Source organism: Janthinobacterium sp. ROICE36 (assembly GCF_002869965.1).
Taxonomy (GTDB): domain Bacteria; phylum Pseudomonadota; class Gammaproteobacteria; order Burkholderiales; family Burkholderiaceae_D; genus Janthinobacterium.
Genome location: NZ_PEBS01000103.1, coordinates 1 through 13,267, shown reverse-complemented (window position 1 = coordinate 13,267; position 13,267 = coordinate 1). Strand labels below are relative to the sequence as shown.

The following is a 13,267-nucleotide window of genomic DNA, read 5'->3' as shown; positions in this document are numbered from 1 at the left end:
CGGGGCCGGCGGGCGGCACGGTGGTGGCGGGGCAGGCAACGATCAATGGCGCGCCGGGCGCCACGGTGATCAATCAGGGCAGTCAGAACGCCGTCATCAACTGGGCCAACTTCAATATCAACAAGGGCGAGTCGGTGCAATTCGTGCAGCCGAACCGCAATGCGGTGGCCTTGAACCGCGTGCTGGGCAGCGACGGCACGACCATCCTGGGCAACTTGTCGGCCAACGGCAAGGTGTTTATCGTCAACCCGAACGGCGTGCTGTTCGGCCAGGGCGCGTCGGTCAACACGGCGGGCCTGGTGGCCTCGACCCTGGACATTTCCAATAGCGACTTCATGTCGGGCAAGTACCAATTTTCCGGCAATGGCACGGGCAAGGTCTTGAACCAAGGCTCGATCAACGCGCCGGGCGGCTATGTGGCCTTGCTGGGCGCCAACGTGTCGAACGAGGGCACGATCCAGGCACGCCTGGGCTCGGTGGCCCTGGCGGCGGGCCGCGCCATCACCCTGGACGTGGCGGGCGATGGCTTGCTGAACGTGGCGGTGGACCAGGGCGCCGTGGGCGCGCTGGTGAAGAACGGCGGGATGATCAAGGCCGATGGCGGCAGCGTGGTCTTGACGGCGCAGGCGGCGGGCGACTTGCTGAAAACCGTCGTCAACAACACGGGCGTGATCGAGGCGCAGACGATAGACACGCGCGGCGGCACGATCAAATTGCTGGGCGACATGCAGACCGGCACGGTCAACGCGGGCGGCACGCTGGACGCCAGCGCGCCTGGCGGTGGTAACGGCGGTTTTGTTGATACCTCGGCCGCGCATGTGAAGATCGACGCTTCGCTGAAAGTGACCACGGCGTCGGCCAAGGGAATGTCAGGCACCTGGCTGATCGATCCCACGGACTTCAATATCGCCGTCTCCGGCGGCGACATGACGGGCACCTTCCTGAGCAACTCATTGAAATCGGGCAATGTGCAGATCCAGAGCGTATCGGGTGCTGGCGGTACGCAAGGCAACATCAACGTCAACGATAACGTCAATTGGTCGGCTAACAAGCTGACCCTGACGGCACAAAACAATATCAATATCAACAAGGCCATGCGGGGTTCGGGCACGGCCAGCCTGGCGCTGGAATATGGCCAGAGTGCCGTCGCCGCCAGCAACCTGGCCACCTACAACGTCAAGGCGGAAGTCGATCTGCCATCGGGTAATAACTTCAGCACCAAGCTGGGCAGCAATGGCGGCGTGACCACGTATCAGGTCATTAACAGCCTGGGCGCCTTCAACAGCAGTACTGGCAGCGATGTGCAGGGCATGCAAGGCAATTTGTCCGGCAACTATGTCCTGGGCAGCAATGTCGACGCCAGTGTCACGGGCAGCTGGGACAGCGGCCAGGGATTTGTACCGATCGGCAGCGCCGGCACGCCATTCACTGGCAAGTTTGACGGCCTGGGCCATGAACTGTATGGCTTGACCATCAACCGCGCCGATACGCCGGCAGCCATGTTCGGCAATATTGGCTCCGCTGGCATGGTGCGCAACTTGAGCTTGAGTAATGTCAACATCACGGGTTCGCAAGCGATGTATGGCGCCGCTTATACCGACATCGGCGCGCTGGCTGGCTACAATGCGGGCACGATCAACAATGTGAGCAGCAGCGGCGCCGTGCATGGTTCTGGCTATATCAACATGGGCGCGCTGGTGGGTACCAATGGGGGCACGATCAGCAACAGCCGCGCGGCAGGCACAGTCGTTGCCGGTGGTTTTGGCGCGGCAGGCGGCCTGGTGGGAGTGAATGCGGCGGGCGGCTTGATCAAGAGCAGTTCCAGCGCCGTGGCTGCCACATCTACCAATTATTTCGCTGGCGGCCTGGCCGTCTACAACCGCGGCACGATTAGCGACAGCTATGCCACGGGCGCCGTCAGTGTCGGTGGCACGGGCGGCAGCTATGGCGGCGGCCTGGCGGCCATTAACACGGCCGGAGGCACGGTCACGAACAGCTATGCGACGGGCAATGTCATGGGTGTATCCGGTCTGGGCGGCCTGCTGGGCAGGATAGAATCGGGCGGCACGGTCGATAACAGCTATGCCACCGGCAATGTAACGGGCACCGGCAATAACATCGGCGGCCTGTTGGGTGTATCATCTGGCGTGATAAGCAATAGCTATGCCACCGGCAATGTGACGGGCAACTCGACCGTGGGCGGCGTGGTGGGCTCCAATCCTAGTGGTGCCATCACCAATGTATATTACTCAGGCAAGCTCACGACGACAGGCATGAATAACGGCGCTATTGTTGGCGATCACAATGGTGGTTCCATCGTTAATGCTTACTTCGACAGTTCCCAGAATCCGGGGCTAACTGCCGTTGGTGTGGTGAGCAATGGTGCAAGCACCATTGCCCAGGGCTTGAGCGCGGCGCAGATGTTGCAAGGTAGTAATTTTGCGGGCTTCAATTTCACCACCACTGCCGGTGCGGCGGGCAATAACTGGGTGATCGTCAGCGGCGACGGTTCCATCAATGGCGCGAGCGCCGGCACGCGCCCCATGCTGGCGTCGGAATGGTCGAATACCATCCATTCCACGCACCAGTTGCAATTGATGGCGATGAGCAAGGCCGCCAGCTACACGCTGGGCAGCAGCTTCAGCGCAGCCAGCACGGCCGCGAACGGTAACGACGTGTGGGGCAGTACGGGCTTCATCCCGGTCGGCACGGCAGGGTCGGCCTTCACGGGTAGCCTCGACGGCACGGGGCATATTGTTTTCAACCTGAATATTGTCAAGTCGGGCGTGGCGGGTGTTGGCCTGTTTGGCGTCGTCGGTAGCGGCGGCGTGATCGCCAATGTGGGCTTGTCTGGCGGCACGATCAGCGGTGGCGACAGTACGGGCGCCCTGGTGGGCACGAATGGCGGCAGTGTCAGCGGCAGCTTTGCCACCAGCGCTGTCACGGGCGTCACCAATGTCGGCGGCCTGGTGGGCACGAGTACAGGCACGCTCAAGGATAGCTATGCCAGCGGCGCGGTGACCGGCAGCAGTGGCGCGGGCGGCTTGGTGGGCAGCAACAGCGGCACCGTCGCCACCAGCTATGCGAATGGCAGCGTGAGCGGCGCCGGTGGCGGCCTGGTCGGCACAGGCGCGGGCAGCGTCACGGGTAGTTACTGGGATACCACGGCCAGCGGCAAGGCAACGAGTGCCGGTGGCACCAACCTGACTACGAGCGGGCTCAAGACGCTGTCGAACTACACGGGCGCAGGCTGGGATCTGGGCCAGATGTGGGTCGCCTACGATGGCCAGAGTGCGCATTTCCTGCGTTCGTTCATGCAGCAAATCGTCGTGCGCGCTTCTTACGACAGCAAGGTGTATGACGGCGTGGCCTACGCTGGCGGCAGCAATAGCGTCACGTATTCGAACACGGTGGCAGGCGCCAGCTTGCTGGGCACGCCCGCGTACACGGGCAGCACCGTCGGCGCCGTCAATGCCGGCACGTATGGCGTGTCGGCCAGCGGCTTGTACTCGTCGGGCGGGCAGTCCGGCTATGCGATCAGCTATATCGATGGCGGACTGCTGATCACGCAGCGCCAGCTCAGCCTGAACGGCGCCGGCGCCGGCAACAAGGTATATGACGGCAACACCACCGCCATCATCAGCGGCGGCACGTTGGCGGGCCTGTTGGCCGGTGATCTTGGCAATGTCAACCTGCTCTCTTTGCTGGGCACTTATGCCAGCAAGAATGTCGGCAATGGCATCGCCGTGAATGCGACTGCCACCCTCGGCGGCAGCGCTGCCGACAACTATATCTTGGCGCCGCTGACTGGCGTGAGTGGCAACATCACGCCGGCGACGATTAGCAGCATCAGCGGCATCCTGGCCGGCAGCAAGGTCTACGACGGCTTGACTGGCGCTGCGCTCGACACCAGCGCGGCTGTATTAGCTGGCAAGATCGGCAGTGATGCGCTGACGTTGAGCGGTACAGGCACTTTCGACAACAAGAATGCCGGCACCGGGAAAACAGTCAGCATCAGCGGTCTATTCCTGGGTGGCGCCGATGCGGGCAACTATATCCTTGCCGGCACGACGGGTAGCACGCTGGCTGATATCACGGCCAAGGCCCTGACCATCACGGGTGTCACCACCAGCAACCGCATGTATGACGGCACGCTCAATGCGGCCCTGTCGGGCGGAACATTGAGCGGCCTGGTAGGCGGGGAAACCCTGGGCCTGTCCAGTTTGAGCGGCGTGTTCGCCGACAAGAACGTGGGCACGGGCAAGAGCGTGAGCTTGAGCGGCGCGACCCTGATCGATGGCACTGGGCTGGCCAGTAACTATACGGTCAGCAATCCGGGCACCCTGACGGCCGATATCAGCAAAGCAAGCATCAGCAGCGTGACGAACATCACGGCAAACAGCAAGGTGTATGACGCGAACACCAAGGCCACCATCAATGCGGGCGGCGCCACGTTCAATGGCATGTTCAGCGGCGACAGCCTGTCGCTCAGCGCGACGACGGCCACGTTTGCCGACAAGAACGTCGGCAGCGGCAAGACGGTGGCCGTGAGCGGCATCGCCCTGGCCGGCACGGATGCTGGCAATTACAATCTGACGCTCAGCACCGGCAGCGGCAGCGGCGATATCACGCCGAAGGCGCTGACGATCACCGGCATGTCGGCGGTCAATAAAGTCTACGATGGCAACACCAAGGCGAGCTTGTCGGGCGGTTCGATCAGCGGCCTGGTCGGTTCGGAAACGCTGGGCGTGACGGGACTTTCAGCAAGTTTTTCCGACAAGAATGCCGGCGCCGGCAAAACCGTCATCGCCAGCGGCTCGACCCTGGTCAATGGCGGCAATGGCGGCCTCGCCAGCAACTATACGATCAGCAACCCAACCGGACTGAGCGCAAATATTACGCCCAAGGCGCTGACGGTGACGGGTATGACGGCCGGCAACAAAGTCTATGACGGCCTGCTCGACGCGACCTTGTCCGGTGGAAGCCTGTCGGGTCTGGTCAGCGGTGAAACACTGCTACTGTCCGGCGCAACGGGCGTGTTCAGCGACAAAAACGCAGGCAGCAACAAAACCATCGTCGTCAGCGGCAGCAGCCTGGCCGACGGCACGGGGCTGGCCAGCAATTACACGGTCAGCAATCCGACCACCGTGAAGGCCGGCATCACGCAGAAAGCCTTGACGGTGAGCGGCGTGCTGGCAAGCGACAAGACCTACGACGGCAACACCAAGGCCAGCCTGTCCGGCGGTACGCTCAATGGCCTGGTGGGCGGTGAAACGCTGGGATTGACGGGGCAGGTGGGCAGTTTCAGCGACCAGAACGCGGGCATGGGCAAGAGCGTGACCGTGAGCGGCGCGACCCTGGTCGATGGCACTGGGCTGGCCAGCAATTATTCGGTCAGCAACGCCACTGGCGTGACGGCCAATATTGCACAAAAGGCGTTGACCGTCAGCGGCGTGAGCGCGAGCAATCGCGGGTATGACGGCACGCTCGATGCGGTCTTGTCGGGCGGTACATTGAGCGGCCTGGTAGGCGGGGAAACCCTGGGCCTGTCCAGTTTGAGCGGCGTGTTCGCCGACAAGAACGTGGGCGCGGGCAAGAGCGTGACCGTGAGCGGCGCCACGCTGGCCGATGGCACTGGGCTGGCCAGCAACTATACGGTCAGCAATCCGGGCACCCTGACGGCCGATATCAGCAAGGCAAGCATCAGCAGCGTGACGAACGTGGGCGTGAACAACAAGATCTACGATGGCGTGACCACGGCCACGCTGAACGGCGCGGCCACCTTCAATGGCAAGATTGGCAACGATAACCTGACGCTGGCCGGCAACGGCGTATTCAGCGACCAGAATGTGGCCACGGGCAAGGTTGTGACGGTCAGCGGTATCACCTTGAGCGGCTTGGACGCCGGCAACTACGTTTTGGCCAGCAATGCCTCCAGTGGCACGGCGGATATCACGCCGAAAGCGCTGACGGTGGCGGGCCAGGTGGCGGGCAACAAGGTGTATGACGGCAATGTGGTGGCGCAAATCAGTGGCGGCAGCCTGGTCGGTTTGGTGGAGAATGAAACCCTGGCCATCGGCGGCCAGACGGCGGCCTTCAGCGACAAGAACGCGGCTAATGCCAAAGTCGTGACAGTCGGCGGCACGACCTTGCTGGACGGCACTGGTTCGGCCAGCAACTATACGGTGGTCAACCCGACCGGTTTGACGGCCAGCATCACGCCGCAAGCGCTGACGGTAGCGGGCCAGGTGGCGGGCAACAAGGTGTATGACGGCAATGCGGTGGCGCAGCTGCTTGGTGGCAGCCTGGTCGGCCTGGTGGGCGGCGAAACGCTGGCCATCGCCGGCCAGACAGCCGTCTTCAGCGACAAGAACGCGGCCAGCGCGAAAACCGTGACGGTCAGCGGTACCACCTTGCTCGACGGGTCGGGTGCGGCCAGCAACTACACGGTGGTCAACCCGACCGGTTTGACGGCCAGCATCACGCCGAAAGCGCTGACGGTGGCGGGTCAGGTCGCAGGCAATAAGGTCTACGATGGCAATGCGGTAGCGCAATTGTCTGGCGGCAGCCTGGTCGGTTTGGTGGGGAATGAAACGCTGGCCATCGGCGGCCAGACGGCGGCCTTCAGTGACAAGAACGCGGCTAATGCCAAAGTCGTGACAGTCAGCGGCACGACCTTGCTGGACGGCACTGGCTCGGCCAGCAACTATACGGTGGTCAACCCGACCGGTTTGACGGCCAGCATCACGCCGGCGTCCATCAGTGCCATTGCCGGTATCGTGGCAGCGAACAAGGTGTATGACGGTGGCACGGCGGCCAGGCTGAACCTGGCGGGCGCCAGTTTCAATGGCATGATGGCCGGCGACGTCCTGAGCCTGGGCAGCGGACCCGTTCTTGGCACGTTCAGCGACAAGAATGCGGCGCTGGGCAAGAGCGTGGCCATCAGTGGTTTGAGCCTGGCCGGTGCCGATGCGGGCAACTATGCACTGGCCAGCAGTCAGGCCAGTACCACGGCCACGATTACGCCAGCCGCCCTGACGGTCAGCGCCAGCGGCGTCAACAAGGTGTATGACGCCACCACGAATGCCGCCGTCTCCTTGCGCGACAACCGCATCGGTAATGACCAGCTGAGTATTGCCAGCAATGGCGCCAGTTTCAGCGACAAGAATGCGGGCGTGGGCAAGACGGTGACGGTGGCAGGCATAAGCCTGAGTGGCACGGATGCGGGCAATTACGTGGTCAACACTAGCGCCAGTACCACGGCCACGATCTCGCCGGCAGCGCTGACGGTCAAAGTCGATAACGCTGAAAAAGACCAAGGACGCACCAACCCCGACTTCAGCGCCGGCTACAGCGGCCTGCTCGGTGGCGACACGGTGGCCGCCGAAGTGAGCGGCAACCTGACGTTCAGCACGCCGGCGACGACGGCATCCGTGGCCGGCAATTATCTGGTATCGGCATCGGGTCAGGCGTCGAACAACTACGCCTTGAACTATGTGGAAGGCGTGTTGAAGATCAAGCCGACGGAAGCGCTGCAAAGCGCAGTCGCCAGCGTGATCGCGGCCGTTGCCGTGGCGCCATCGCAGGGCAATATGGTGCAGGCCGACATGATCGTCAGTGGCGAGACGGCACCAGGCAAGCCCGCCGCCACGCAGGAGGCCCCGGGCGAGGGAGAGAAGGGTAACGCAGGCAGCGCGCCGGTGGTGCAGCTGGCCGGCAACGTCGTCAGCAATGTCCTGCCAGGCCTGCGCCTGAGCGTGGTCGATAGCGGCCTGCGCCTGCCGACCGAAGCTGGCGGCAACAGGCGCCAGGACAGCCAGTAAAGCCCGCTACGTCACCGTATGGTGACGTCGGAGTGCCGCTTCGTGTTTCGAAGCGGCATTTTTTATGCCGTCGCGTCGTCGCAACACTCTTATAATGGCTGCACCATCCTTGTTTTCCGTCAGAAGAGCAGCGCTGAACAGAAAGTACCATCGCATGACATCCCATTTCATCGGCATAGCCGGCTTGCCACGCGCGGGTTCCACCTTGCTGTGCCAGTTGCTGGCGCAGCATCCCGACCTGCATTGCGAAGGCAATAGCTCCCCCCTGTGCAACGCCTTGCTGGGCATGCGTCGCATGGTCAGCGACGATGCTTTTTTCCTGTCGCAGCTCGATACGAGTTTCGACGCCAGCTATGGCCACCTGAAGACGGCCATGCAGGGCTTCCTTCGCGGCTGGTATCAGGATTGCGGCAAGCAGGGCGTGGTGGACAAGAACCGTGCCTGGCTGCATTGCGTGGAGATGTTGCTGCAGCTGGCGCCGGAAGCGAAAATCATCGTCTGTGTGCGCGAACTGGGCCAGGTCTACGGCTCCATCGAAGCGCAGCACCAGCGCACCATCCTGCTCGATTTTGTCGATCACCTGGCTGATTTCGACCGTCTGGGCCGTGCCGACATGCTGTTTGCCAAGGATCGCACCATAGGCGCGCCCCTGAGTTCCCTGCACGCCGTGCTGGACCTGCCTGTCGAAGTGCAGCAAAAGCTGTATTTCGTGCGCTTCGAAGACTTGATGGCGCGGCCGGTGGAATGCATGTCGCACCTGTACGCGTGGCTGGGCCTGGCGCCGTTCCAGATCGACCCGCACGATCTTGCCGTGGGTATCCAGGAAAGCGACAGCCATTACCGCATGAAGTATACGCACCGCCAGCAGGCGACGATCAGCGCGCCCAGGCCGCATGCGATACCGCCGCGCATCCAGGCGCAGATCGAAAGCGCGTATGGCTGGTTTTATGCACTGTATTATCCGCAACACCAACACGCGGCAACGCCCTCGGCCTGAAAACACCTGCGGCAGTGCTAATACCACTTGCCGCGGCGCTGCCGGCGCGGTATTGCCGGCAGTTGCTGCAAACTGGGATTTTTTCCTCCCCTTACTCTTCGCTTGCTTCACCGTAGCCATACCGCCCGACGGCACTGGTATTGTAAAAAACCCCGCTGTCTAAAACCACTTGACTACCAATTTTCGGCGTCGCATTCTTTGTGCAGAAAGCCGATGCTGCGCTGTGCTTTCTTTACGTACAACATAAAAAGCTACTTCGATAGTTTTCGTATAACGTTCAGGAGACAATGTGAAGACACGGCAATCAAGCCGGCTGGCTACGCCATTCATGGCTGGCCTGCTAGGCAGCGCGCTGCTCGCTTGCGGCGGCAATTCCACCACCGAACCCCCATTGACCCTGCTGGCCGCGACCGCCGCCAGCGACAGTTGCGCAGCCTGGAGCGCCGCTGCCGTCTACACGGCAGGGCAGTGCGCCGTCTACGACGGCAAGGTCTACCGCGCCAAATGGTGGGTGCAGGGCACGGCGCCGAGCAACGACCAGTGGGGGCCGTGGAGTCTCGATACGGCCACGCCCACCCCGACACCAACGCCGACTCCGACTCCGACTCCGACTCCGACACCCACACCCACACCCACACCCACGCCCACGCCCACGCCAGGTATCCCCACCAAGGCCCAGGCCGAGGCCAACGAGGCGGCGCTGACGAACAATGATTTCTTCCGCAAGGTCAAGGCCTCGATCCGCACCCTGGGCAATACGGCCGTCGAGGCCGTGCAGCCTGGCCTGGTCGGCAATCCGCTCAACGTCAGGCGCGTCGAGCGTTTGCTGCCGGCGGCGAAGTGGGACTACTATTTTGCCGCGCGCGACGCCAGCTATACCTACCAGCGCTTCCTGCAAGCCGTGGCCAAGTTCCCCGCCGTGTGTGACGACTACAGCGATGGGCGCAATGCGGATGCCATCTGCCGCCACAGCCTGGCCACCATGTTTGCCCACTTCGGGCAGGAAACGGGCGACCACAACGCCAGCAGCCCCTTGCCGCAATGGCGCCAGGGCTTGAAGTATTTGCGCGAGCTGGGTTGCGACGAGACGGGCGCCGGCTGCGGCTACAACATCGAGTGTGCCGATCCAGTCTTCAACAAGGTGTGGACCTGCGGCAAGAATGCCGACGGCAGCTTCAAGAAGTATTTCGGCCGCGGCGCCAAGCAGCTGTCCTACAACTACAACTACGGTCCGTTTTCGCAAGCCATGCATGACGGCGATCAATCCGTCCTGCTGAAAAATCCGGATCTGGTGGCCTCGACCTGGCTGAACCTGGCCTCGGCCACGTTCTTCTTTGTTTATCCGCAACCGCCAAAACCGTCGATGCTGCATGTGCTCGATGGTACGTGGGTGCCGAATGCGGCTGATACGACGGCCGGCGCGGGCAACAATTTCGCCACCACCATCATGATCATCAACGCCGAATGCGGGCAGGGCACGGAAAAGCAGGCCGCGCAAAACCGCATCGATTACTACAAGCAGTTTGCCGGCGACATGGGCTGGGATTATGCCGGCGAACAATTGTCGTGCGCCAACATGCAACGCTTCACCCCGGCCAGTTCCGCTTCCTACAACATCTATTGGGAAAAGAACTGGAGCGCGGGTGGCGAGAACCAATGCCAGGTGGTCAGTTATCAGACCCCGTACAGCGCCTTGCTGGCCGGGAACTACGTGAAATGCGTGGAAGCCAACTGGAATGTGAAGTTGCAGTAACAGCAAGCGCAGAAAAGCCGGCCAGGGATCACAGTTGACAAGAGCCCCTTGAGGGGCCTGCAACAGCTCACAACGTACGACTTGTAAAACCATAACGGAGACCAATACAACATGAAATCGAATGCATTATTGATGGCCCTGCTCAGCGGCGTGCTCGTCGCTTGCGGCGGCGGCCAGGAAGGCACGACCGCCACGCCAAACACCCTGCTCGCCGCCGTCGAGGCGTGCGCCGTCTGGGATGCCGCCACCGTCTACACGGGCGGCCAGTGCGTGCTTTACCAGGGCGTCAGCTACAAGGCCAAGTGGTGGACGCAGGGCAATGTCCCCAGCGCCGCCGACCAGTGGGGCCCCTGGGCGGTGATCGATACGCCAACCCCGACACCGACACCGACACGACACCGACACCGACACCAACCCCGACGCCCACGCCCACGGCCTGTCGTCCGGATGGCTTGATCTCGGCCGTGCCGAATGTGCCGTATTGCAAGGTGTACGACGCGAATGGCCGCGAAGTGCTGGGCAATGGCTTGAATCGGCGCATCGTCGGCTATTTCGCCAGTTGGCGCACGGGTGTCGATGGCAGTCCCACGTATTTGGTGAACAACCTGCCGTGGGACAAGATCACCCACCTGAACTATGCGTTTGCTTCCGTCGACCCGGCCACCTCGAAAATCGCCATCGGCAGCGGCGCGGCCAATCCCGATACGGGCCTGACCTGGCCGAACGTGCCGGCGGCGGCCATGGACCCGTCCCTGCCGTACAAGGGCCACTTCAACTTGCTGGCGCAATACAAGAAGAAGTATCCGGGCGTGAAGCTGATGATTTCCGTGGGCGGCTGGGCCGGCAGCGGCGGCTTCTACACGGCCATGACGAATGCGGACGGCAGCGTAAACACGGCCGGCATCAATACCCTGGCCGATTCCATGGTGGCGTTCGTGCGCCAGTACAACTTCTTCGATGGCGTCGATGTCGATTACGAACACCCGACGACCAACAATGAAGCGGGCAATCCGAACGACTTCGCCGTCTCGAAGCCGCGCCTGGCGGGCCTGATGACGAGCTACAACGTGCTGCTGAAAGTGTTGCGCCAGAAGCTCGACGAAGCGGCCGTGCAGGACAATAAATACTATTTGCTGACCATCGCCGGTTCCGCCTCGGGCTGGGTCTTGCGCGGCGAGGAAAACATGTCGGGATTGAAATATCTGGATTACGCCAGCCTGATGACCTACGACTTGCATGGTGCGTGGAATCAGTATGTGGGACCGAATGCGGCACTGTTTGACGATGGCAACGATGGCGAGTTGCGCGCCGGCAACGCCTACCAGTACCAGAACATCGGCTACCTGAATACGGACTGGGCCTATCGCTACTACCGGGGCGCCATGCAGGCGGGCCGCATCAATATCGGCGTGCCGTTCTATACGCGGGGCTGGAAGGATGTGACGGGCGGCACGAACGGCCTGTGGGGCACGACGCCACTGATCAGCTCCACCGTCACCTGCGCCGGCACCAAGACGTGCGGCACGGGCGCCACCGGCATCGATAACGTGTGGTTTGACCTCGATTCGCAGGGCAAGCCGACGCCGGGCGGTGGCAACCCCATCTGGCATGCGCTGAACTTGCAGAACGGTATCGTGCCCAGCTACCTCGATGCGTACAAAGTCACGGACAAGGCGCTGGTGGGCACGTATGTGCCGTACTACAGCAGCACCATGGTGGCGCCATGGTTGTGGAATGCGAGCAAGAAAGTATTCATTTCTACGGAAACCACGCAGTCGATCGCAGCCAAGGCGCAGTACATCGTCAACAACAATATCGGCGGCGTGATGATCTGGGAAATGGCGGGCGACTATGCCTGGGATGCCACGCGTAATGGCGGCAAGGGCGAGTACTTCATGGGCACCACCTTGACGGACGTGCTGTACCAGGCCTTCCGCACGGCTGGCGTGTATGGCAACAAGCGGGCCGAAATCGCCATGCCGGGCACGGCGGCCAACGTCAGCATTACCTTGGGCGGCTGGAAGCTGGGCGATAACAACTTCCCCATCAACCCGGTGATGACGGTGAAGAACAACACCACGTCGACCTTGCCGGGCGGCACCGTGGTGGAGTTCGATTATCCCGTGTCTGCACCATCGGACATGAGCGACCAGTCGGGCTTCGGCTTGACGGTGATCAATGCCGGCTACACGGGGCCGAACAATATCGGCGGCTTCACGAAGAACTACAACCGGGCCCGCTTTGCGATTCCTGCCTGGCAATCGCTGGCGCCGGGCGGTTCCGTGGCGCTGACATTGAATTACCGCTTGCCCATCTCGGGACCGGCCAACTACACGGTCACCGTGGGCGGCACCAAGTATGCGCTGACGCAAGAGTACCCGGAATTGCCGGTGGCATTGCCGTAAGTTGGTGATGCCGTAAAGTAAAAGGGCGGAACCGAGGTTCCGCCCTTTTTCATTCAGATTTCTTGTGTAATAAAACACCGGACAAAACCGTCGCGAGCGGCAGTGATTTGTGGCCGAGAAGCGCAGCAGGTTTGGTTCGGTGTTTAGAACCAGGTTTCGACCTGGAAGCCGTACGACGTGCCGCTGGTATTGTTGTTGTAGATCGGGCCGCCGTTGTTCGACGCATTGACCGAGGCGGTGGCCGCATCGTTCCATTTGCCGTAGGTAACAAAGGCGCGCAGTTCAGGAC

6 protein-coding genes are annotated in these 13,267 nt (G+C 62.0%); 5 read left to right on the top strand and 1 reads right to left on the bottom strand.

Features of this window, described 5'->3' with window-relative positions:
• The first annotated feature begins 23 nt into the window (after nt 1–23).
• The 5 genes from CSZ94_RS25260 (at nt 24) to CSZ94_RS25240 (ending at nt 12,978) form a co-directional block, all read left to right on the top strand.
• Nucleotides 24–7,823, top strand: coding sequence for a YDG domain-containing protein (locus tag CSZ94_RS25260; protein WP_258001196.1), 7,800 nt, complete (start codon nt 24–26; stop codon nt 7,821–7,823).
• A gap of 154 nt (nt 7,824–7,977) precedes the next feature.
• Nucleotides 7,978–8,820, top strand: coding sequence for a sulfotransferase family protein (locus tag CSZ94_RS25255; protein ID WP_102124039.1), 843 nt, complete (start codon nt 7,978–7,980; stop codon nt 8,818–8,820).
• 289 nt (nt 8,821–9,109) lie between these two features.
• Nucleotides 9,110–10,573 (top strand): glycoside hydrolase family 19 protein, encoded by a 1,464-nt coding sequence (locus CSZ94_RS25250; protein WP_258001195.1) that lies wholly within the window; start codon nt 9,110–9,112, stop codon nt 10,571–10,573.
• A 111-nt stretch (nt 10,574–10,684) separates the two neighbouring features.
• Nucleotides 10,685–11,029: a carbohydrate-binding protein gene (locus CSZ94_RS29360; RefSeq protein ID WP_219726052.1), complete on the top strand. Its 345-nt coding sequence runs from the start codon at nt 10,685–10,687 to the stop codon at nt 11,027–11,029.
• On the top strand, nt 11,026–12,978 hold the full coding sequence (locus CSZ94_RS25240; protein WP_258001194.1) for a chitinase C-terminal domain-containing protein: 1,953 nt from the start codon (nt 11,026–11,028) through the stop codon (nt 12,976–12,978). The genes CSZ94_RS29360 and CSZ94_RS25240 overlap by 4 nt, the downstream gene beginning before the upstream one ends.
• Before the next feature lie 143 nt (nt 12,979–13,121).
• On the opposite strand, the gene CSZ94_RS25235 is transcribed toward CSZ94_RS25240, so the two are convergent.
• Nucleotides 13,122–13,259 carry a carbohydrate porin gene (locus CSZ94_RS25235; protein ID WP_258001197.1) on the bottom strand — a complete coding sequence of 46 codons (138 nt, stop codon included), beginning with the start codon at nt 13,257–13,259 and terminating at the stop codon, nt 13,122–13,124.
• Nucleotides 13,260–13,267: the final 8 nt, after the last annotated feature.

Coding starts and splice junctions, on each gene's coding strand:
- CSZ94_RS25255 (WP_102124039.1), top strand. CDS start 7,978: ATGACATCCCATTTCATCGGCATAGCCGGCTTGCCACGCGCGGGTTCC.
- CSZ94_RS29360 (WP_219726052.1), top strand. CDS start 10,685: ATGAAATCGAATGCATTATTGATGGCCCTGCTCAGCGGCGTGCTCGTC.